The following is a 20945-nucleotide window of genomic DNA, read 5'->3' as shown; positions in this document are numbered from 1 at the left end:
ACGGGAATTGGCCTATGCCATTACTCCACCTGTTTCTTGTCGCCGTGATCCAGGGCCTGACCGAGTTTCTGCCGGTTTCGTCCTCTGCTCATCTGATTCTGTTACCGAACCTCGCCGGGCTCGAAGATCAGGGACAAACCATCGATGTGGCCGTTCATGTGGGCACGCTGGTCGCCGTGATGATGTATTTCTGGGCCGATATCCGCGGTGCCATCCTTGGCGTGCCTCGGTTGATAACCGGCAAAACCGATACCGAGGGCGCGCGGCTTGCGCTGCTTCTGGTGGTTGCCTCTGTCCCGGTCGTCGCCTTCGGGTTGGTGCTTCACATGACAGGACTAGACGCCGAGATGCGCTCGATCACGGTGATCGGCTGGGCGATGTTGCTGTTCGGCCTGCTGCTTTACTGGGCCGATCAGGCCGGTGCGACACACAAGACTGATCGCGACTGGTCCCTTCAGGATGCAATGGTGATGGGCGTCTGGCAGGCGGTCGCCCTGATACCCGGCACATCGCGCGCGGGCATCACCATCACCGGCGCGCGCTTCATGGGATATAACCGCCGCGACTCGGCCAAGCTGGCGATGCTGATGTCGATCCCGACGATCGCGGCCAGCGGGGCTCTTCTTGGCTTCGAATCGCTGCTGAAGGCCGATACCGCGATCCTGAGAGATGCCCTCATCGCAGCAGTACTTGCCTGTGTTGCGGCCCTTCTAGCGCTCAGCCTGATGATGCGGCTTTTGCGCAGCGTCAGCTACACGCCTTATGTGATCTATCGCATCGTTCTGGGCGTTGTCCTGCTGGTCATCGCCTATACGTGACCAGCGGAACGCAGGCGGTCTCGCTCAATGCGGGCGCAGGTTCTTTGCGGATTCCTTGATCGCGTCATACTGCCCGGCGGGCCGGAACCGCCACAGGTAATCGGGCAGAACAGCTTCGGTCGCAGTGGGCTTGATCCCCAGATCGGCAAAGCCGCGCGCCCCCTCGGACACCACGTTATCGACCCGAAGACTGCGCACTTGGTCGCGGGTGATCTGCGGCGGCACAAGACCAAGGCTCAGCGTTTCGCCGATCTCCATCGCGCCAGCCATGATCGTGGCCATGCGGAACGGAATGTTCACGATCAAGCGCCGGCGGCGGATCACCCCGAGCATTTCTTCCATCAACGCGCGGAACGTGCTCACATCCGGACCGCCAAGCTCGTAAATTCCGGGGCTGGCCTTGCCCTCGACGGCCATCGCTGCCGCATGGGCCACATCATCCACATAGACGGGCTGAAACCTTGTTTCGGCCCCGACAACCGGAAGAACCGGGCTGAACCGGGTCATGCCCGCGAACCGGTTGAAGAATGCGTCTTCCGGCCCGAAAATCACCGAAGGTCTCAGAATCACGGCATCGGGCATCGCCTGCAGGATCGCCCGCTCGCCCTTGGCCTTGGTCTGGGCATAAACACTGGCAGACTCGGGATCGGCGCCAATGGCCGAAATATGCACCATCCGCGCAACACCCTCATCTGCGGCGATCCGCGCGATGCGGGCCGCGCCCTGATGCTGGACCGCATCAAAGTTGTTGCGCCCCTTGCGATCGAAGGTGCCAACGCAATTGACCACGGCATCTGCGCCATTCATCACGGCGCGCACGCTGGCATCGTCGCGGATATTGCAGAAAACCGGCTCCACCTGCCCGACCACGCCATAAGGTTTGACATGCATGGCCTCGTTCGGACGCCGCACCGCAACGCGAACCCGCCAGCCCGCCTTGGCCAGACGCCGCGCGATATAGCGGCCAACGAATCCCGATCCGCCATAGATCGTCACGAGTTTCGACATCTGAGGAACTCCCGCTTGAATTTCCCATCTTCCTAAAGGTCTGCAGTGTTTTGAACAAGGGCATATGGGGATTGCCAGCGTTCCATGAAAATCGCCGTTGACACGCGATGGTCACGGGTCTAAACGGCGGCCTCACGACACCTGCCCAGGTGGCGGAATGGTAGACGCGCTAGCTTCAGGTGCTAGTGTCCGTATGGACGTGGAGGTTCGAGTCCTCTCCTGGGCACCACATAAACCACCCAAGTATATGACTTATATAAGAAAAAAGATTGTGGGCGTTTAGAGCATCCGCCTAATTATCCCCCTTTTGGTTGTTGATGAGTGCCTTGAATTGAAGATTTGTAAATACACCCAGCATCAAGCCGCCACGTCGCCACAGTTCCACGAAGGTCAAGAACTGGAAACCCCGGCAAGCAGGCAGAACTGGTCAAAGCTCTGTCCAACCACCTCCCAAGCACCGACTACGGCGCCGCGCAGATCATTCTGGGTGGCCAGAGCCACCTGCGATGTCGTAGTCTTCTTCGTGGTGTTGCTTTCCTTTCGGTTTGAATACCCCGAGCCTAAGGCTCAGAGAAAGCAACGCCACCCTTCATTCATAGCTCAACATCAACCGGGACATCCCCGCCGAAAGCGCGGTCCACGTAACTCGGTTGATCCGGCAGATTGCAAGGCATTGGCTCGAGACGGAAATCTTGCTGCGGGCGGATAGCCATTACTGCACCCCGGAGGTTCTGGACCTGTGTGAAAGGCTCGGGCTGCGCTATGTGTTCGGTCTGTCGAAGAACGGCCGTCTGGCGCAGAATATCTCGGCGCTCGAGGTGTCGCCAGCGGCGCGCTACATCCGGACGTTAGGTCAGAAACTGCGCCGGTTCAAATCCTTCTCTTATGCGGCCCGGTCCTGGTCCACAGACCGTCGTGTCATCGCCCGGGTCGAAGTCGGCCCCATGGGACGCGACACCCGCTTCATCGTGACCAATCTGATGGGCCCACGCGGCAAGCACCTTTACGAGAAACTCTACTCCGCCCGTGGGCAGGCCGAGAACCACATCAAGGGCTGGAAGAGCCATCTCGCCTCGGACCGGACATCGTGCTCGAAGGCCAGTGCTAATCAGATGCGGCTCATGGCACGGGTGCGCCTACTGTCTGTGGTGGAGAGCGCTCGCGGCCTGTCCAAAGCGCTCCCCATGGCGGCACGCCAGTCCGACACGTTGAGGCTGCACCTGATAAAACTGGCCGCCACCATCGTCGAGAAGAAAACCCGGATCATCATCACGCTGCCGGCATCATGCCCCCGCCAAAGCCTTGTCCGACTGCTGTTCGACGCGCTGGCCCCGCCACACCCAACGTGACGCAGACATCGCGCCCCGTTCGGACTGAAACAGAAGCCCAAAAGCCCAAGATGACAACGTGTCCACCGTGAAAACCCGGACGCCGATTGTGCTCGCGCTCGTTATCGCATGCTCGCGCAAAACAGCGGCTTACCTCCAATGAAACCTGCGTCATGAATTATCCGGGTTAGTGATCGGCTCCAGCTCACTGGAAAGGTTATGGTCGCACACATCATGGATTATATCTCTCATAAATTGCAGGGCTGGATTTGCATACAGCCTTTCGTGGTGAAGAATATAGTATGGATAAGGTTCCACATGAATTGGTAAGTGGAACGTGATAAAAGCCTTTTTGTTAACTAAATGTACCAAGCGTTCAGGCAAGCAGAGCAGCATGGTTGTTCCACTAAGAAGTTTAAGGTTCATCTGATGACTGGGGGATGTGAGACCAATTGTTCGTTTAAGGCCAAGCTTTAACAGTGCTTGATTTATGCTGCTGACACCAGGCGTGGCGCTGGTAAATCCGATGTGATTATATTGAAGCCAGTCATCAAGGCTAATAGCATCTGACCGGGTTGTTTTGGCTAGCGGATGTGAGCGGCACATAACTCCAACATATTTGTCCTTGAACAATTCGACTGCCACGATCGGTGGGGAAATGCGGGGGTCGACGATGTCCCCATAAAAAGCAAAATCGGTCTTTAATGCGAGCAGATCGTCGAGGGTGTGCGGCCCTAACGGAGTAAACTCGATACGAGCCGCCTGATTTATCGCGCTGAGACGATCGAGGATTTGAGCTCCAAGCGCCAGAAGCGAATAATCGGACACCCCAATTTTCCAGGTGGGCGAATTGGCCGTCGGATCGAACGCCCTTGGTCGCAGCAAGGCATTGGCACCTTCCACGACAAGTCGAGCCTCATCTATCATCTGAGTGGCTACAGCTGTCGGAACCATCTGTCGGCCGATAAGTTCGAATAATTGGTCGCCAGTAATATCGCGCAAGCGCCGCAGAGCATGGCTGACAGTCGGTTGCGACAACGACATCCTTTCTGCCGCAGCGGAAACGGACCCAGTGTCAGCAATCGCTACCAGAACTACCAGTAAGCCAAGTTCAGATCGTCGGTAGGTATTCATCATGTGCATACGTATATCTGAAAATCTACAATTTCTAGAATACCCAAAAACTTGCTATCTGCAAACAGCACACCAGCGCCGATGATAGTTTGATGTCGAGTTACATTCGGAGGGAGCCTGAATTTGCTTGGAATACGACTGTTAAGTTTGATCATGGAATGTGACCTGCAATATGAGTAAAAATCTTCTAATGTTGGCGTGCCGATTCAGAATAGCAATGCGCAGTCTTGAAGCGGAGCTTGGATTGGCCGACATGTCTGCCGTTGAATTGGACGCGTTGGCGGCTGCGGTTGATCTTTCCGCCTTGAAAACTTGGTTCAGGACCAAGGATGTTGTGCAACATCCAATTCTTTCGAATGTCTCGCGCGCCACACAATATCGGGCGGTGCAAGCTCTGGAAGACAAGGGATTCATCGCAGCCCATCCCGGCGCCAACGGTGAGTATATGCTGGTGGAGGACGATGATCTTATGGACACGTTTCAGAAGGCAAAACTGAGCGTGGTTTCTTAGCCCAGATAATTCACGAAGATGTGGTGAGGGTAGCGTAAGATTTTGAAGGCAGGTATTTTTTCGGTTTTCGAAGCCAGAAATTCCAGTTTCAAAGGCAGGGCCCCTAACCATGGCTCAGTCTACCTCCACCAAACCCGCTTTGTCACCTGTGAATAGCAAGCCCGTCCTGCTCAATTTTGACGGCGCGGATATGAGCTCCGATGCCGATCTGACGCTTTTGAGGGAGGTCGAACGCCGGGCCGATCTGGCGGGTTTGGTCGCAAAGTGCCTCCCGGATCCGCGTGAACCCGGCAAGGTGCGGCACAGCCTGGAAGACATCATCCGGTTCCGGATCATGATGATCGCGGCTGGGTATGAGGACGGCAACGACGCGGGTGATCTGCGCGACGATCCGGCGTTCAAGCTCGCTCTCGAGCGTGACCCTGAGACCGGGGCGGCGCTGTGCTCACAGCCCACGATCTCGCGGATGGAAAACATGGCTGACATGCGTCTTTCTCGTCAGGTGGTCCGGCCTAACAACTGGTCCAAATTGCCGCGACCACTTCTCACTATATATTGACAGCCAACGGTGTAAGAGCCCAAACCTCTTGCAAAGGGATTGAGATGCTCTGAAAACTCAAAGTCTGAGTGATGCGAAAGGGCCTTCAATTGGATACGAAAAAGCAGCTTGAACAAGCGCTGCAAGCGCTTGACGATACGCGTGAACAGCTGCGAGAGAGTGAGCAAAAGTTTCGGTCATTTCTCGATACAGCCAATGACGTCGTCTATATCTTGTCGCAAGATGGGACGTTCCAGTTTCTGTCGCCCCGTATACTCAATGTGCTTGGCTACCAGCAGGACGAGCTGGTAGGACAACACTTCTCCAGCGTCATTCATCCTGATGATCTGCCTGTTTGTCAGAGTTTTTTTGAACGAGTAGTGATCAACCAACAAGCAGAGGCAGGATTGGAATACCGAGTTCGTCATGCGAACGGCACATGGCGGTGGCATGACACAAACGCCGCGCCTCTGTTTGATGCCCAGCAAGACTTACAAGGCATGTTGGGGATTGGGCGCGACATCCAAGATCGCAAACTCGCAACGAACGCTCTGCAAAACGCGCTTGAAAAAGCAGAAGCAGCAACACTCGCGCGCAGTCGATTTATCTCAACGATGAACCATGAAATACGCACCCCTCTTGGCGGGATGTTGGGTATCCTTGATCTGATGGCGCTTGACGAAACCGACCCCGAAAAAAAAGAACTCCTGAATTACGCCAAAACGGCCGGCAAGAGCCTGAATCGGATCGTCGATGATGTGCTCGACTTTTCCAAAATGGAAGCCGGCGTTCTGATGTTTGAGCAGGAGCCTGTCAGTATCAGCGATGTCATTGATACTGTTAGGGTGCTTACAGAATCCGCGAGCAATGCACAGGGCCGTGAGATTGTCGTCGAAATCGGTAACAGTGTTCCGAATTTTTTCGCCGGCGACGCGAACCGTCTGCGACAATTGATTTCCAATCTCGTTAGCAACGCGGTTCGCTATTCGCAGGACGGTCCAATCATTATCCGCGCAAATGCGTGTGAACAGGGTGCGACATGGCGCTTGCGGGTTGAAGTAGAAGATTTCGGGGTAGGAATTTCGGATACGGACAGGCCAAACTTATTCAGGGATTTTTCACAGATCGACAACCCCTTGAGCGCCGCGGCCAAAGGAACTGGGCTTGGCTTGGCAATTTGCAAGCGCATCGTCGAAAAATTGCATGGCGATATCGGTGTCGACAGCCAGTTGGGGGAGGGTACAACCTTCTGGTTCGAGCTGGATGTCACCCCAACGGATGGTCCAGATGTGGACGCGCTCGCCACAGATGAGCCGGCGGTCTTGGGGCTAGAGGGGCGGCGCGTCCTCGTGGCAGAAGACAATATTATCAACCAAAAGTTATTCCTGACCTTTGCACAGCGCATGGGCCTGAGAACCGACCTTGCCGAAACCGGTCGAAGCGCCATTGAGCAATTTTCACCTGGCAAATATGACCTTGTGCTGATGGATGTCTCAATGCCCGAAATGGACGGCTTCGAGGCGATATCCTTCATCCAGTCAAAATTTGGTAAGGAAAAACTGCCACCCATTCTGGCACTTACAGCACACACAGAAGACTTCATTGAGAAACAAGCAGTTCTTCTGGGGGTCAAACGTATCCTTCCCAAGCCTATTGCATATGAAACGCTTAAACGGGAATTGGAAGCAGCGCTGAACCTAGAGCCGGTTCCGGCGTTACGAAGCATGGAGAGCAACGCAGAGGCCCTACCACTCTCGAATAACTCGGCCACGGCGCTGGAGACGCTGCAACAGGTGATAACATCGGATGTCTATGAGAAGCTTTTGCCTGATTTTGGCACACAGGGGTTATTAGACCTTGCGCGCAAGTTCGTGAAAGACGCCAACCGACGCCTTGGCAGTATCATAGAAGCGGAGGCCGACGGTGACTATGCCGAAGTCGCTTTACAGGTGCATACGTTGAAGGGCTCAGCGAGGACGGTTGGTTTTCAGCATGTGGAAAACTGGGTGAACGACGTTGAAGCAAATGGACTAGCATCAGCCGGTGGGGACATCGCGGAAACTGCTCGGGTATTGCAACTCAAGCTTATGGAGCTGGAAGCGGTCTTATCTGTAGAACCCGCGACTTGATCTAACGGACACCTCAGCTTGGGATTTGTCGTTGGACTTGCGCACTAGCGCCCAGCCGATTGCCTCGATTTTGGTGGCGATGACTTTGATGATGTGACCTCCTCCCGACGGCATCGATGTGCCAAGTATGGTGTGCTCAGTTCACATGGTTTGATGGCTGGCTCTCGGGGCGCATCGTAAAGGCTAAACCCTCCTGCTGGCCCCACAGCGCCCCGTTCAACGCGATGCCCATCCCCATGACGTCACCATCATCACCGAGACGGTCGACGAGGTCTGGGGAACCGAAATGACCCAGACAATCACCACGCAGGAAGGGGGCCTACGTCTTTGTCGTTGTCGATCATTGTTCTGGCGAGTTCATCGGCACCCATGCTTCGTCGAGCGCAAGTCGGTGGGAGGCATTGGAACCCGTTCGACAGGGCGTAACCCGCCACTTCGGAGGTGCCGGGCCCAATGTCGCCAAGGGGCTGACCTCTCGCCACGATCACGGTTCAAATTACATGTCGGAAGATTTCCATGACGATGTCAGATGCTTTGGCATGATGCCGCCGCCGGCATTCGTCAGGCAGCCGGAAGCAAATGGCGTGGCCGAGAGGGCGATACGGACCCTCAAAGAGCAGCTCCTCTGGGTGCACCACTTTAAAACCGTCGAGGAACTTCGCGCAGCACTCGCCGCCTTTGCAGCGGAGTAAAACGTGTCGTGGCTTCGCCAGCGACATGGATGCAAAATCCCCAATCAGATCAGGGCTGAGCAACAAGTCCTTGAAGCCGCAGCTGCAACGGTTGCGTGTTTCGCGTGAAAAAGCACAAGGGCGCGAAAGATATTTGTGAGGGAAAAGGCTTGGTGGCGATCTCATGGAAGCGATGTCGTAACAGAAAGCCGTTCCGCAAAATCATTCAGATCTGAATAAAGGCAGCACCCTCAACCGCAAACCACGGGACACATGAGCAAGGCTGAGGGCGCTGGTGCCGCCAACGCCATAGGATAATGGCATAACCCAGACATGTGGCGCTGGCGGCTGGGTAGGTCTCTGTCACGAATCCTACTCACTCGGAAATTTAGTGCACCCCGGTTTGTCCAAAAGTGCAAGCTGTAAGTTGGGCGGTGGGATCGCCGCCGCCGAGATCACATCCCCCAAGATGCTTCGGCAGCGGCGTGCTGCGGCTTGAGGGAGTATCTAAACACCTCCGCAGCGTGACCAGTATGGGATAGCGGCCCAAAACTGGCAAGAATGTTGTCACATTGAGCTATTTTGTCTCTGGTGGAGGGCCCAGGAGATGAACCAGGTCCCGGTCCCCAGAATAGCAGATCTGGGTTGGGTGGACCGCATCTGAACCTTTGAAAACGCCGCCGTCGGCATCGCAGGGCCCTCCCAAACCCTGCGGCGACGGCGGCGCTCTGCTGTGACGCTTGATGTTCGCGCGTTACGGCAGCCAGCGGAGACTAGGATCACATGTCCGTGATGTCAAAATTGAAAGAGCTCGTTGCCGAAGCGCTGCCGGCAACGCGCTCCGAGCTGGGACCTCTGCCTCCCTCGAGCAAATACATGCGCGGCGGCCGTGGCGTGACCTTTGCAGGCTGGAGACCTGCGCTGCGCGAGGCGCAGGATGATATCGGCGAAGCCTGGGATGATGCGGCGGCCAGGGTCCATGACCTGCTGCATAATAGCGGCTGGCTGGCTGGGGCCATGGAGCAATGCGTGGCCAATACCGTGGGCACGGGGCTGCAGCTGAAGGAGGTACGTTGATGAGGTTGGTCGGACCAGCACATCGGCACCGTCTATCGCATAGGAACCGGTGCCGTCCAGGTTGTCGGACTTGATGATCTTGTTGATCCTCTCCGGCAAGTTGCCGGTGCGGCTCGGATCATCGCCCGCGCCCTCACTGTCCAAAACCGCAGTGACGCCCTTCTCGCGGATGAAATACCCGCCGTCCTTGCGGAAGCTGTATTGGTCGACCGGCTTAGCTGGGTCGCGCGTCACGTCTTTGAGAACAACACCGGTCAGCGTTTTGCCCTTCTTGGTCACATGCTCGACGGGTCCCGCGTCTCGCGCGGCGCGCAGCTTGCTTTCCAGCTTAGAAGGCGGGGCATCTTTGGTGGCAAATTCTGGAATTAAGCCGTCAAAAAACGGAGTTGTTTTGTGCATGTCCTTGCGCAGCTTGGTCAAGCGCGCTCGATCCTCCGGGCTGGGACCGGGTAGCGTCCCAGGTGGTGGTATAAGAGGCCGCGCGCGGAGCCTTTGGCGTAGCACAGCATGCGGCCGTTTGGCGGCCACCGTGCTTCTTCGTAATCTGAGGTTGTTCAAAGACCGACGACAACGAAGGAGAACATGATGACCGAGACCATGATTGACCTTCCGAGCGTGATCGCCAAGAGCGATGACACGGATTTCCTGCGCGATTTGATCCAGGACGCGGCGCAACAGCTGATGGACATTGAGGTGGCTGCCGTGTGCGGTGCCGGGCATGGCGAGCGCAGCCCTGACCTGACCGCGCGAACCAGCGTAACGGCTACCGGGTGCGGCAATGGGATACCCGGGCGGGCACCATCAGCCTGAACATCCCGAAGCTGCGCAAGGGCAGCTACTTCCCGACGTTCCTGGAACCGCGCCGGACCGCCTAGACGGCGCTGATGGCCGTGATACAGTAAGCCTATATCCATGGCGTCTCCACGCGGGCTGTAGACGATCTGGTGCGCTCCATGGGCCTGACGGGTACCTCCAAGAGCCAGGTCTCACGGCTGTGCGAGGACATTGATGAGAGGGTGCAGGCGTTTCTGAACCGCCCCCTCGGCCGCCGTGTTGCCTTCTTTCGACGCATCACTTAATGATTTTCACCACTTTGGCCCTTGGGATTAAGGGGGCTTGCTGCGGCAAGTGGCGTTCTGGGCCCGGGTCGCTCCCAAAGCGGTTTTCTGTTTGGGTAGTCCACTTCGGCGGGTGCGCCGCCAACTTGATTTTCTGTCGCGTTTTGATTATCGTCCATGCGCGCGAGCGGTGATGGGGAAATCGAGCCATTCCAGATATCATTGAGCCGCGATTAAGACCGTTCAGTACGCTGGCGCCCTCTTTCAAATGAAGTTAAAAACCAGGTCCTGTTCTGACCATCAAACTGTAAGCGTATTCCAAATTTGTCTCGGTCGCTGCGAAGCTGGATGCGATTTTCAGTCCGGCTTACAACATCCGCACCTGATAAGCGCCCTTGAAGATCGTCCAATACCTCAGGGTGCCAAGCCAGCAGCTTAGCAAGTCCGAACCCATCACTGTTACCGGTTCCTTCCTTACCCCAAACCAGCGCAATGGGCCCCACGTCAGGATGGGACAGCGCGCTTGGCGCTTCACCGGTCTTTCTGCGTTCAAGATCAAGCGCAGCGCCCTTCAAGTCACCTTCGTATCCGATGATAATTGAGCCAAGGGGCCATCATTGGATTGCTCTGCCAGCACGGCCTCATCGGCCGCACCGGCCTCGGGGCTCAAGCTATCTTTGATCGCGCTGTGGCGCAGGCGCTGCGACTTCTCGCCAACCCTTTTCGTGCGGCCCACATACCGGTACGAACGCTCTATCAGCGTGATTTCAGCATCAGCATCGCCCAGATCGTCGATCAGCGCATCGGAATCGTCGATCGCATGAGCCCCTTGCAAAATCCAGGTTGAGTTCACCGCCTTTGTTTTCTACTTTTGCAGCCGCGGGGTCGCCTTCCAACGCCGAACTGAACCGGGTTTCGCCCCGGCTCTCAACGAAGCAGAAGCCTCTGGTTGTGAACCCTGCGGTTGCTTGGCCCCATCACGTCGATTGACAGTGTTTTCCGCAAAATCTAGGGTGATCTGGCCGAGGCTGTCGGCTGGGCCGCTCCGGGCTTCGCTTACTCGATCAGCCGCCACCGACAACAAAGCCTCGGCACCATCATCCATTGTCACGTCGTTATGATACTTGCCATAGGCGCTCTCGCGCCCAATTGCATTTAGATCATATGATGGTCCGTCAATCTCAACGGTTGCTTACACCCTGTGAAAGATCAGTTGCTCAGCGCCAGGCTTTTTATGCTCGTTACCTCCGCGCAGGATCAGCCCGCCAGGTGTTTTAGTGATGTTGCTCATATCCACATAGCCCCGGGAGGCTTGGGCTTGCGACGGAACCGTTTTCGTGGGCCTGTCAGGCCTTCTTCTAGGGCTTGGCCCCATTGGCGGAAAGCGTCGGCGAAGTTGGAATAACGGTCGTGCAACGGGCGCTCGGTGAACACGTCGTGGCGCTCGTTATAGGCCTTGCGATAGTTGTCGAGGGCCGCGATGCCATCGGCGCACTCGGTGGCGTCCATGAACACCTTGCCGCGCATGGCCAGGCGCGTCTGGTTGATGCCAGTCAAGACGTTCTGGATGCGAGGCACCACCTCGAAGTGCAGGTTCGGCAACATCTCCTGCAAAATCTCCAGCGCGCTCTTGCCGGTCTGCAAGCTCTTGTTTTGCGCGTCATGCGGCAGGTAGTGGCGGCCGCCCATTACGTTGAAGCCTGAGTTCTGGAGGTACGTGGCATAGTGGTCGAGGCTCTCGCCACTGTTCTCGTATGCACGAATGAAGCGATGCTCGCCGGCGATCTGTTGATGAAACCAGATTGCCGTGGTGTCGTTCCAGCCGAGATCCCAGAACGTGTTGACAGGCTCCGACGGATCATAGGGCACCGAGCGGATGCCGCCGCGGTTCCGCATCTCAGCCATTTCGTTGGCGTAGTAGGCCCCATGCACCCTGCCTTGGCGCCACAAGCCCATGAGAAGCGCGTCACGCTCGTCTGGGGGCAGCTGCAACAGGGCCTCGCGATAGCCGGTCTCACTCAGGTGCGGGTTCTCGGACAGGCGGGCCGGGATGAATGTGCGATAGGAGGTCGTGATACGGCGCATCTCAGCGTCAACAGTATCAATGGGCACGCGGGTGGCTTGACCGTCCTCATTGATCCCCCAACGCTCCATCACCCAGCCTTGGCCCGGTCCATCAGGGTTGGTGGTGGCGCGGATCAGACGGGGAAGCGTCGGATCGGTGGATCGGCAGCGTGAGAACAGGTAGAGGTAACACACATCCGTGGGCCAAAGCGTCAGCTCATCAAAGCCGATATAGTTCCAGGCGCGGCCGCGATATTTGAGGCGATCCGCATCGTTTTGCAGGTAGCCAAACTCGATCTTGGCGCCGGATGGGAATGTCCAGATTTTCTCGGTCTGATTGAAAGACGCGCCGTGAGCGATATCCGGGTATATTTCTTGCGATCTTGAGATCAGGTCGCGCAGCTCGGGGAAGCTACGGCGAAACAGTATTGCGCGATGGTTGCTGTTCTCATAGCCGCCCTCTTGCGCGCACAGAGCGTCGATCAAAAGAGCGTCCGACTTGCCGCCTCCTGCCGCGCCACCATACAAGACCTCGAAGTCTGAACACGACAAAAATTCCGACTGCTTTTCGGATGGGGCCCAGACTGGGTTGATAGGATGGGTCGAGCCATCAAGCATCAGATTCATCGCCCAGATAAGTGATGATTTCTTCCGGCGTCATATCGCGGGTGAAGACTTCTTTTGCCTTACGCTGAGGAACGATGAGCACATTCACATTGCCTTCGGTCTGGATCGGTCCACCGCCCTTACCAGTGTGCTCTTTGCGCTCGACGAAAGCCTGAACATCGACATGCTTGGCAATCAGTTCCAGCCGCTTGACCCGATCAGACAGCCTCAGCTTGACCGTCTCCCCAACCTTTTCACCCTCTATGGTGTTTTCGTAGACGTCATGCCCGGCAATCAGTCCTTGGCGCCAGATCAAAGGCCATTCATGGATGGGCTTGATTGCACCGGCCTCATCGTACAGATCAGCCAGGTCTGCGGTGACTTCATCCGCAAGGCGGCGCAGCACCCAATCAGAATTGATTTCAGTTCTTTTTGCGCGCTCTGCTTTGGCGGTTGCGATAGCATCTGCAATGTCAGGTTTTGACAGGTTTTCGGCACCGGCCTGTCGGGCAGTCTTCTTGCTGTACCCAGCCCGAATAGCGGCCTGCGTTGCGTTGAGATCGATCAGGTATTCTTCAACAAAGCGCTCCTGCTTCGCCGTCAGCTTAGTCTTGGCCTGATTGTTGGTCTTGTCCGGTGCGTCCATTGCTCAAAACACCACATGATGTGTCAAAATAGTATTAAATGCGGATTATATACTACATATTGTTTTTTGTTAAAAGATTTCACTTATGCGGTTCGATCGGCCCCCTACAGTTTCCCCATACGGTTCGGCTCTGGGCATTGCGACACTTGCGACTTTTGCAACAGAAGGTCGTTTGTCAGCCATCGGAGCTTACGGCATTCGCGACTTTTGCGAAACGGGGGTCGCTGCCGGGGCTTGTGTCTCTGTTGTCGCGGAATTCGCCGGACGTTGCCCCGCGATTTCGGCCAGCTTGGTGCGTGCATCAAAACAGATCGGCTGCCCCTTTTACGATTGCCTAGGCTTCGACCCGCGCAGCGCCCCGCACCACAGTTCCGGCTGCCAGCGGCACAAGCGATCCATGCTTTTTGAGGATGCCCAGCGCAGCCCGGGTCTTTGGGCTTTCCCGGAGCGCCTTTGGGCCGAGCCGCACCCCATCCCGCGCGGTGATTTCGCCATGCATTCAGCTTTCCAGCAGCCACCGTCGCAAAGCTTTGGCCCGGTCAATTTAAGCCGATATCGTCGCAACGCTTGCAATCCGTGAAGCTTACGATAGGTAGAATTGTCGGAGGTGGATTGCGTCCGCCATGTCGCGGCTTTCGACGTTCACGACTTCGAGATCACGTGTCGTAGAATTTGCGCTGCGGTTCGGTTTGCGTCGGTTCGGTTATGTCGTGGTCCTTTTTTGGTGGTGGTCATGCCCAGTTGTCGGGGTTGTGGGGATCGTCGGCTTGGCGTCGCCATTCATCCAACCAAGCCAGCCCCGCCGCGCCTCGGGCCTCGAAAGCATCGCGGGCGTTTTCACCGATCGTGATTTCAGGATCAGCGGCGCGCACCGTTCCTACTTTTCCTACAGTTCTTACTTTTCCGGCGCCGGTGGGGTGATCTGTAGGAAGTGTAGGAAGTGTAGGAGGCCCCTGGCATTTCTGCGCTTCATGTAGCGCAGCCTTGGCGTCAAAGGTAAAGCCAGTCATGTTTGCTCCTCGCGCACGATCCGCCGTGCATCGCGCCTCGAAAGCGTCGCGGGCATTTTCACCGGTCGTGATTTCAGGATCGACGGCGCGCACCGTTCCTACTTTTCCTACAGTTCCTACTTTTCCGGCGCCGGTGGGGTGATCTGTAGGAAGTGTAGGAAGTGTAGGAGGCCCCTGGCATTTCTGCGCTTCATGTAGCGCAGCCTTGGCGTCAAAGGTAAAGCCAGTCATGTTTGCTCCTCGCGCACGATCCGCCGTGCATCGCGCCTCGAAAGCGTCGCGGGCATTTTCGCCGGTCGTGATTTCAGGATCGACGGCGCGCACCGTTCCTACTTTTCCTACAGTTCCTACTTTTCCGGCGCCGGTGGGGTGATCTGTAGGAAGTGTAGGAGGCCCCTGGCATTTCTGCGCTTCATGTAGCGCAGCCTTGGCGTCAAAGGTAAAGCCAGTCATGTTTGCTCCTCGCGCACGATCCGCCACGCCTCGCCGCACGGCTTGCCTTTAACCTCAGCGCCGCTCGCCTTGATCAACGAGCCGTTGGTTTCCAGCTTGAGCAGCGCCTTGCGGGCTCGGTCCGTCAGCTTAAACGGGCCACGCTGCGCCGCCGCGCGTACCGAGATGAAAGGCTCCCCCCATGATCTCAGTAGCCAGTGGCGCATCCGTTCCGCGTCGGCCACCTCGGGCGGCACGATTGCAGCATCCGCGAGGCGCGCGGCCTCGTTCGCGTAGAAGGTGGCGACCTCGATTGCCCCCGCCATTGTCTCGCCTGTCACCTCGGGCGCGTCCGGGTCCGCGTAAATGGTCAGCACCGCCGCGAGGCGTGCTGCGTGTTCTGCGGTCTTGCTGGCGAAGGCGCGCACATCCTCAAAGGCTCCGCCCGGCGCCTGCGCCTTTTCCACCTCACAGTAAAAAGCGGTCAGCTCGTCGCGGGCCTCTCGGCTGATGGGCAGGACTGGCGGCGCGAGTTCGTTCCGCTTGCCATCTGCAAGGGGCAGGTCGCGCGATAGAAGCGACCGGATACGCGCCGCGAAGGTGGCAATCTCGGCCTCGGCGGCGGCGTCCTTTTCCACGCGCAACCGCGTACCTATGCGCGAGGCAGGACGGCACATCAGAAAGCGCGCAAGAAGTCCTTGCCCGTTCGCCATTGGATCAGATAGGAGCGCCTCTGCCGCGACCGGCTGCACAAGGATATGCGCTGAGAAACGCCGCCCGGTGTAGCTTTCCACGCCATCGCCTGCGCGCCACCTGTCAAGCGGTGATCCATCCCACATTGCGCTAAAACTGGCGCAAGTCGCCAACTTGTTCTCGGCCTTCATGGAATGCCCGCCAATCAGCGCGCCGCCTTCCTCGGTCATTATCCCGAGGCTCGCGCGCAATTCCGGTAAGTGCTTTGTGATCCCTTCGATGGTCGGCGAGCTTGCCACGATATGCGGTTTCAGCGGCGCGAGGGGCTCGTGCCCCAAGGCTTGCAGATCAGCCCGTTTTGCCACGCTGTCGGCTTTCTTATCCGCCAGTATCTTGGTGCGGGTTGCCTTCCATACGTCGTGCTCATCGCGCCAAAGGTCGCGCGCGATATCGTATTCAGTGCGCAGATCGGCTTCGAAGTCGCGCACGCCGCGCATGGCGAGGCGGTCGGCAGTGCTTTTGCGTTCGCCACTTTCGGCAACAGTCAGCAGAAACAGGCTTGCGGGTGCAGTGCCGTTCAATGTCTCCGCGTCCCGGTGCCCCTGCGCGGCCAATGCCGCCGATGCGAGGACCGATGCCGCGCACAGTGCAACGGGTGCCTCAGTAGCGCGGGCAATCGCCTCGGCAGGATTGCGCAGCGGCCCCAAGGCAGCGACCGGAAAGGGCGCGGCTTCCGGCATTTCGCGGATCAAGGGCATCGGGCCCTCGGGCGTGAACGGCGTTGATTGAATACGTGTCATGTCAGCACCGCCTTTCCAGTCAGGATATCGTTCCAATTGCGGCCCTTTGGTGCCGGTAACATAGAGACCGCGCAGCCGTTCGCATGGGCGCGCTCGGCAAGATCGCGGCCAGCATCGGCCCCGGCGGCGTTGCCATCGGTCGCGATGGTCAACCGCCCCGGCGATGGTGGCAGGCACAGCCCACTTGCGAGGCTCAGGGCGGTTTCGATGCCCTCTGCCACCACAAGCGGCACTTGCGCCTTTGTGACCCTGACAGGGCCGCCGGAGTTTTCCAGCATCATCTTGTTCGGGGCAATCTCCGCCTTGCCAGAGCCATCGTCGCGCAGATAGTTGCGATGCACCGCCGCCACGTCCGAGCCTTGCACCGCCGCCAGCATCGCCCGATAACTCTCTGCGGTCGGCCCGTGTAAGCAGTCAGGGTAAAAGCGCAGGGTCGGGGGCAAGTCGCAACTCATGCCCCGCCAGCGCAAATAGGCTTCGGCCACCTTGCCCGTGATGGGCTGGGCTTCACCCAGGTGCCGCTTGGCTTGCGCCGCCCGCTTTGCAGCTTCGGCCTTTGCTTCGCATTCGCACTGGGCAAGGGTTGCCGCGTCAGGGGAAGTGTAATCCACCGAGCGCACGCCTGCCGCCGCCAGTATGGCGAGAAAGGCGCAACCGCTCTTTTTGCAGTTCGGCAGAATCCGCCCGCTCGTGCCATCTGCCAGGGTCAGGGCGTTCTGTTCCTTGCCGCCTTCCGGCTGGCACACGGGGCAAGGCGCGGTGCCGAATTTTTGACACCAGATGCCGCTCAACCGTTCGTTGATGGTGCGCGTGTCGGTCATGTCGCACCCTCCCCAGCAACCATGACGTGCACGCAGGATATATCGGGTATATATGTCCTGATAGTCGCCCCCGTGCAATTCGCGCAGGGTCTCGATAGGTATGCCCAGGCAGCTTAAGTTGTGTTTGTAAGTGGACCAACGCGGCGCAGAGTTGTCGATGGTAGTGACGCCTTCGCTCCCGGCCTTGGGCATTTCTTTAAGCGTCCAGCGCACACGGCCCGTCACCGTCACAGTGAGCGGTTCGCTAAGGGCGGGCGTGACGCGATAAGGCGTGCCTTTCGTGGTTTGTTGTGCTATTTTTGGGGTGCCCGCCGCATTCGCATGGAAGGCATTTTCCGCCCCGGTCGCGCCCGCCAGTGCGCCGGGGTTTGCGTTTACGGCCATCGCTCAGACAGCCTCGCCGCGCAAGAAAGCGTCAAGTACGCTCTCTGCCCAGTAGATGCGCCCGCCCAGCTTCAAGGGCTGGGGCAGGCGCTTGGCCGCGATATCGCCATAAATTGCGCTGCGCGAGCGGTTGCCCAGCTTGGCGGAAACCTCTTTAAGCGTCAGATAGCGTTCGCCTTGCGGCGCGGCCATGTGTTTTGCGTGCAGTCGTTTCGGCATTTCGCAACATCCTTTTTGCGTTTCGGATGATGCGATGGTGTTCTCCTTAGTACGGGGAATAATCCGCTTTATTTCTCCGGCGCCTGCCTCTCTCTCAGGCCAAGCTGAAATCCTTGATGCCGCAAGGTGTCCAAGCGGGCGTCCCAATCGCAGGCGGCGGACAGTTTTTCAATTCCGTTCTGTGTATTGGGTATTGCCTGATAGATCGCCGCGGCTGCCGGATCGTGAGGCTTGACCACGTCACGCCACGCGGCCGCAATCACCTCGACTATCGCGCCAGCGCCCTGGCTTTCTCGCACGCCAACGTAGGGAAGCCCGCTGGCCCCCCGCGCATAGCCTAGCAGGTGCGCCGCGACCTCCTGGCTACGCCGCTTGGGATTGGGTCCGCGCTTCGGCGCGATACCATAATGTCCCGTTAGTAATTGCTTCAATTCAGAGACGCGCGCCCGCGTGTGATGTTCAACAGCCCATACATGAGCGGCCAATTCCGCGACCTCAGCCTGAGTTAGCCCAATTTCCTCGCTCCCGTCATAGACCGCGATAATTTCACCTGGCAAAAGCTGCACCAGCGCTTCCTTGCTCCCCGGATCAAGCCGCTTAGCGATAGACTCCATGGCCGCGTCAAGCGCACCTAAATCCGCCTCCGTGTCGTCCAGCAGGCGCAGCAAACGGCCCTGCATCTCTTCATCAAGAATACGGCTAGGTTTCACTCCTGCCGCCTCGTCGTCGGGGTTAATACGGTGCGGTGCGCCGCTCCCAACTCTAGCCTCGCGTTCAAGCATGTGCCGCAAACGAGCTGCGACTTTGCGGGTGACTTCCTGCAATTCGTCGGGCGTCAGCGCCACACCCTTTCGCGGTCTGCCACGCTTCGGCTTTGCTTCGTCGCTCAATTCAGGTCACCTATGTGAGTCTGCTTCCTATGTCGCAGGGGGTGCAATTGCCTCACCATTCTGCTCATATCAATCACTCCCGGCCAACCAACTCCAAGATCTGCCCCGCGCCGCCGGTTACATGGTCGGCCCAGCGTTCGGCCAATTTGCGCCGTGGTTCTAGAAAGTCGGTTCTGCGGTAGGCGCGCACAGTGCCACCATCCACCACATGCGCCAGCATGGCTTCTGCTACTTCGTGCGGGGCATCGGTCGCTTCGGCTATCCATGTGCGCAAGCTTGACCGAAAACCATGTGGACGCACTTCCAGCCCCCGCCGTTCCATATGCCGTGAAAGCGTCATGTCAGAAATAACGCCCTTACGGCTGTTGGGAAACAGATAGCCATTGCGCGCATGCGGGCGCGCTAGGTCAATTATGCGCAGGGCTTCGCCGGATAACGGCATCCTAAAATCTTCGGTTGCGCCTTTACGGCCTTTCATTGCTTCGGCTGGCACCGTCCACACGTCACCTTCAATCTGTTCCAGCCGGATATTGCGCAGCGGTCCCGAGCGCACGCCGGTCAGGATAAGCAAGCGCAGCGCCAGATGGGTCAGTGTAGGTTCTTCGAGGCTTGCGTAGAAGTCAGGCACATTGCGCCAATCCATCGCCGGAATGTTCTTCGCAACATGCCTCGACTTGCCCAAAAGCGCCTTGGCTTTCTCGGTCGCTTGCAAGTCCACATCCAAGCCCAGCGCCGCCGCGTGCTTCATCACGATTGAAAGCCGGTTCATTGCTTTGCGCGCCGTGTCGGCCTTTTCGTGCCAGATGGGGGCCAGCGTGTCGCGAATGTCGCGCTGGTCAATGTCGGTGACAGGAACCTTGCCCAGCTTGGGCAGGACGTGAAGCGTTAGGGGCGAAAGCCACCGTCCCGCCTTGCCGTCGCCTTTCAGTTCAGCCTTGCGGGCTTCGAATGCGTCAGCCGTCAGGACTGCCAGCGATATATCCTCGCGCCTCGCGGCCCGTTCTTCGCGTTCCCTTTCCTTCACCGGGTCGCGCCCTTGCTTCGCCATCGCGCGCCAGCGTTCGGCCAAGTCGCGCACAGCCGCCAAGCCGATCCCAGGATATCCACCTAAACCCATTTCGCGCCGCCGCCCGTGAACGGTCACGCGCAAAACCCATTGGCTTCCGCCATCATCACGTACCACCAGCCAAAGCCCCGCGCCATCGCAGTATTTTCCGGGCGGGGCTTTCTTGACGAAAGCCGGTGACAGCCGATTGCGCGCACGCATGTTCTATCCCTCACATCCACCTTTTTTGCATAGAACAAGTGGTTAAGCCTGCATCCACCCAAATATCCCCCTTACGTTATTGGATAGGGGTGGACATTTCAAGACACCTTAGAACAGTATGCGCCTTGTTTTACTGATTCGGCTGCACATTCCCGGACAGATAAAAACGATTAAAAACAATGGGTTGGTGCCTCTCCTGGGCACCATTCCCTCCACGAAGGGAATGAACATGGCAAATTATCTCTACAAGAACGATCTTCCTGATGGCCTTGACCTGGGTCCTGTTGTCGCCATCGATTGCGAAACGATGGGCCTCAATCCACATCGCGACAGGCTGTGCGTCGTGCAGATGTCCGGCGGAGACGGCAACGCCTATCTGGTCCAGATCGACAAGGGTCAGACCGAGGCACCCAATCTGGCGGCCCTGCTGGAAAACCCCGATATCCTCAAACTGTTCCATTTCGGCCGGTTCGATATTGCCGCGATGTTCAACGCCTTCGGTGCGCTGGCCGCACCGGTGTATTGCACGAAGATCGCAAGCAAGCTGGTGCGCACCTACACCGATCGCCACGGGCTGAAGAACCTGATGCAGGAACTGCTCGACAAGGATATCTCCAAGCAGCAGCAATCGTCGGACTGGGGCGCACCGAAATTGACCGAAGCACAGTTGGACTATGCCGCATCAGACGTTCTCTACCTGCATCAGCTGCGCGACGAACTGAACAGGATGCTGGCCCGCGAAGGTCGTGTCGAAATGGCCCAGGCCTGTTTCGATTTCCTGCCGATCAGGGCCAAGCTCGATCTGGCAGGCTGGCCCGAAATCGATATTTTCGCGCACTAG

19 protein-coding genes, 1 tRNA gene and 3 pseudogenes are annotated in these 20945 nt (G+C 57.9%); 10 read left to right on the top strand and 13 right to left on the bottom strand.

Going from position 1 to position 20945, the window contains the following annotated elements:
• Positions 1-14: 14 nt before the first annotated feature.
• The gene (locus RAZWK3B_RS02665; RefSeq protein WP_007811934.1) at positions 15-818 is read left to right on the top strand and encodes an undecaprenyl-diphosphate phosphatase; all 804 of its coding nucleotides are present in this window, start codon (positions 15-17) and stop codon (positions 816-818) included.
• Between the two features lie 24 nt (positions 819-842).
• Here RAZWK3B_RS02665 and RAZWK3B_RS02660 read toward each other — a convergent pair whose 3' ends face one another.
• Positions 843-1826 (bottom strand): complex I NDUFA9 subunit family protein, encoded by a 984-nt coding sequence (locus RAZWK3B_RS02660; protein WP_007811933.1) that lies wholly within the window; start codon positions 1824-1826, stop codon positions 843-845.
• 143 nt (positions 1827-1969) lie between these two features.
• Between RAZWK3B_RS02660 and RAZWK3B_RS02655 the strand changes: the two genes are divergently transcribed.
• Positions 1970-2055: transfer RNA gene (locus tag RAZWK3B_RS02655), tRNA-Leu, on the top strand.
• Between the two features lie 376 nt (positions 2056-2431).
• Complete coding sequence (locus RAZWK3B_RS20410; RefSeq protein WP_353611280.1) at positions 2432-3175, top strand: transposase; 744 nt, start codon at positions 2432-2434, stop codon at positions 3173-3175.
• A 150-nt stretch (positions 3176-3325) separates the two neighbouring features.
• On the opposite strand, the gene RAZWK3B_RS20085 is transcribed toward RAZWK3B_RS20410, so the two are convergent.
• The gene (locus RAZWK3B_RS20085) at positions 3326-4291 is read right to left on the bottom strand and encodes a LysR family transcriptional regulator (RefSeq protein ID WP_198133234.1); all 966 of its coding nucleotides are present in this window, start codon (positions 4289-4291) and stop codon (positions 3326-3328) included.
• A 214-nt stretch (positions 4292-4505) separates the two neighbouring features.
• Here RAZWK3B_RS20085 and RAZWK3B_RS02640 point away from each other — a divergent pair, with 214 nt between their 5' ends.
• The 6 genes and pseudogenes from RAZWK3B_RS02640 to RAZWK3B_RS21535 form a co-directional block, all read left to right on the top strand.
• Positions 4506-4799 (top strand): hypothetical protein, encoded by a 294-nt coding sequence (locus RAZWK3B_RS02640; RefSeq protein WP_007811930.1) that lies wholly within the window; start codon positions 4506-4508, stop codon positions 4797-4799.
• A gap of 109 nt (positions 4800-4908) precedes the next feature.
• A pseudogene (locus RAZWK3B_RS02635) lies at positions 4909-5310 on the top strand (transposase); the annotation flags it as partial.
• 137 nt (positions 5311-5447) lie between these two features.
• Entirely contained in the window at positions 5448-7466 is a 2019-nt protein-coding gene (locus RAZWK3B_RS02630) for a PAS domain-containing hybrid sensor histidine kinase/response regulator (protein ID WP_198133233.1), read from the top strand.
• Between the two features lie 500 nt (positions 7467-7966).
• A complete protein-coding gene (locus tag RAZWK3B_RS21545) occupies positions 7967-8158 on the top strand; it encodes an IS3 family transposase (protein ID WP_007811925.1) in 192 nt (63 codons plus the stop codon).
• A 762-nt stretch (positions 8159-8920) separates the two neighbouring features.
• The gene (locus RAZWK3B_RS21910; RefSeq protein WP_083798950.1) at positions 8921-9214 is read left to right on the top strand and encodes a phage portal protein; all 294 of its coding nucleotides are present in this window, start codon (positions 8921-8923) and stop codon (positions 9212-9214) included.
• Between the two features lie 585 nt (positions 9215-9799).
• Positions 9800-10257, top strand: a pseudogene (locus RAZWK3B_RS21535) (transposase); the annotation flags it as partial.
• A gap of 586 nt (positions 10258-10843) precedes the next feature.
• Here RAZWK3B_RS21535 and RAZWK3B_RS02610 read toward each other — a convergent pair.
• The 11 genes and pseudogenes from RAZWK3B_RS02610 to RAZWK3B_RS02575 all read right to left on the bottom strand — a co-directional run bounded on the left by RAZWK3B_RS02610 (position 10844) and on the right by RAZWK3B_RS02575 (position 20104).
• Complete coding sequence (locus tag RAZWK3B_RS02610; RefSeq protein ID WP_007811917.1) at positions 10844-11125, bottom strand: hypothetical protein; 282 nt, start codon at positions 11123-11125, stop codon at positions 10844-10846.
• A gap of 434 nt (positions 11126-11559) precedes the next feature.
• Complete coding sequence (locus RAZWK3B_RS02605; protein WP_007811916.1) at positions 11560-12963, bottom strand: terminase large subunit domain-containing protein; 1404 nt, start codon at positions 12961-12963, stop codon at positions 11560-11562.
• Positions 12947-13588 carry a terminase small subunit gene (locus tag RAZWK3B_RS02600; RefSeq protein ID WP_007811915.1) on the bottom strand — a complete coding sequence of 214 codons (642 nt, stop codon included), beginning with the start codon at positions 13586-13588 and terminating at the stop codon, positions 12947-12949. The genes RAZWK3B_RS02605 and RAZWK3B_RS02600 overlap by 17 nt, the downstream gene beginning before the upstream one ends.
• 334 nt (positions 13589-13922) lie before the next feature.
• Entirely contained in the window at positions 13923-14087 is a 165-nt protein-coding gene (locus RAZWK3B_RS20985) for a hypothetical protein (protein ID WP_007811914.1), read from the bottom strand.
• Between the two features lie 232 nt (positions 14088-14319).
• Positions 14320-15051, bottom strand: a complete 732-nt coding sequence (locus tag RAZWK3B_RS20980; RefSeq protein WP_157132109.1) for a hypothetical protein — start codon at positions 15049-15051, stop codon at positions 14320-14322.
• Positions 15048-16523: a YfjI family protein gene (locus tag RAZWK3B_RS02595; RefSeq protein ID WP_007811912.1), complete on the bottom strand. Its 1476-nt coding sequence runs from the start codon at positions 16521-16523 to the stop codon at positions 15048-15050. Before RAZWK3B_RS02595 ends, RAZWK3B_RS20980 begins: the two co-directional genes overlap by 4 nt.
• On the bottom strand, positions 16520-17344 hold the full coding sequence (locus RAZWK3B_RS02590; RefSeq protein WP_007811911.1) for a DUF7146 domain-containing protein: 825 nt from the start codon (positions 17342-17344) through the stop codon (positions 16520-16522). Before RAZWK3B_RS02590 ends, RAZWK3B_RS02595 begins: the two co-directional genes overlap by 4 nt.
• Positions 17345-17383: 39 nt before the next feature.
• Positions 17384-17728, bottom strand: a pseudogene (locus RAZWK3B_RS21980) (winged helix domain-containing protein); the annotation flags it as partial.
• 3 nt (positions 17729-17731) lie between these two features.
• A complete protein-coding gene (locus RAZWK3B_RS02585) occupies positions 17732-17947 on the bottom strand; it encodes a helix-turn-helix transcriptional regulator (protein ID WP_232279468.1) in 216 nt (71 codons plus the stop codon).
• A gap of 68 nt (positions 17948-18015) precedes the next feature.
• Complete coding sequence (locus tag RAZWK3B_RS02580) at positions 18016-18837, bottom strand: hypothetical protein (RefSeq protein ID WP_007811909.1); 822 nt, start codon at positions 18835-18837, stop codon at positions 18016-18018.
• 73 nt (positions 18838-18910) lie between these two features.
• Entirely contained in the window at positions 18911-20104 is a 1194-nt protein-coding gene (locus RAZWK3B_RS02575) for a tyrosine-type recombinase/integrase (protein ID WP_007811908.1), read from the bottom strand.
• A gap of 229 nt (positions 20105-20333) precedes the next feature.
• On the opposite strand from RAZWK3B_RS02575, the gene RAZWK3B_RS02570 reads away from it, so the two are divergent.
• Entirely contained in the window at positions 20334-20945 is a 612-nt protein-coding gene (locus tag RAZWK3B_RS02570; protein ID WP_007811907.1) for a ribonuclease D, read from the top strand.

Source organism: Roseobacter sp. AzwK-3b, from assembly GCF_000170875.1.
GTDB classification, from domain to species: domain Bacteria; phylum Pseudomonadota; class Alphaproteobacteria; order Rhodobacterales; family Rhodobacteraceae; genus Roseovarius; species Roseovarius litoreus.
Note: the sequence above shows the minus strand (reverse complement) of the source record. Positions and strands in the feature narration are given on the sequence as shown.

Bases quoted from the DNA above. Each gene is read 5' to 3' on its own strand.
- RAZWK3B_RS20085 (WP_198133234.1), bottom strand. From the start codon at position 4,291: ATGATGAATACCTACCGACGATCTGAACTTGGCTTACTGGTAGTTCTG.
- RAZWK3B_RS02665 (WP_007811934.1), top strand. From the start codon at position 15: ATGCCATTACTCCACCTGTTTCTTGTCGCCGTGATCCAGGGCCTGACC.
- RAZWK3B_RS02640 (WP_007811930.1), top strand. From the start codon at position 4,506: ATGCGCAGTCTTGAAGCGGAGCTTGGATTGGCCGACATGTCTGCCGTT.
- RAZWK3B_RS02570 (WP_007811907.1), top strand. From the start codon at position 20,334: ATGGCAAATTATCTCTACAAGAACGATCTTCCTGATGGCCTTGACCTG.
- RAZWK3B_RS02590 (WP_007811911.1), bottom strand. From the start codon at position 17,344: ATGACCGACACGCGCACCATCAACGAACGGTTGAGCGGCATCTGGTGT.
- RAZWK3B_RS20985 (WP_007811914.1), bottom strand. From the start codon at position 14,087: ATGCATGGCGAAATCACCGCGCGGGATGGGGTGCGGCTCGGCCCAAAG.
- RAZWK3B_RS02600 (WP_007811915.1), bottom strand. From the start codon at position 13,588: ATGGACGCACCGGACAAGACCAACAATCAGGCCAAGACTAAGCTGACG.
- RAZWK3B_RS20980 (WP_157132109.1), bottom strand. From the start codon at position 15,051: ATGACTGGCTTTACCTTTGACGCCAAGGCTGCGCTACATGAAGCGCAG.
- RAZWK3B_RS21545 (WP_007811925.1), top strand. From the start codon at position 7,967: ATGTCGGAAGATTTCCATGACGATGTCAGATGCTTTGGCATGATGCCG.
- RAZWK3B_RS02595 (WP_007811912.1), bottom strand. From the start codon at position 16,523: ATGACACGTATTCAATCAACGCCGTTCACGCCCGAGGGCCCGATGCCC.
- RAZWK3B_RS02660 (WP_007811933.1), bottom strand. From the start codon at position 1,826: ATGTCGAAACTCGTGACGATCTATGGCGGATCGGGATTCGTTGGCCGC.
- RAZWK3B_RS02605 (WP_007811916.1), bottom strand. From the start codon at position 12,963: ATGAATCTGATGCTTGATGGCTCGACCCATCCTATCAACCCAGTCTGG.
- RAZWK3B_RS02585 (WP_232279468.1), bottom strand. From the start codon at position 17,947: ATGCCGAAACGACTGCACGCAAAACACATGGCCGCGCCGCAAGGCGAA.
- RAZWK3B_RS02575 (WP_007811908.1), bottom strand. From the start codon at position 20,104: ATGCGTGCGCGCAATCGGCTGTCACCGGCTTTCGTCAAGAAAGCCCCG.
- RAZWK3B_RS21910 (WP_083798950.1), top strand. From the start codon at position 8,921: ATGTCCGTGATGTCAAAATTGAAAGAGCTCGTTGCCGAAGCGCTGCCG.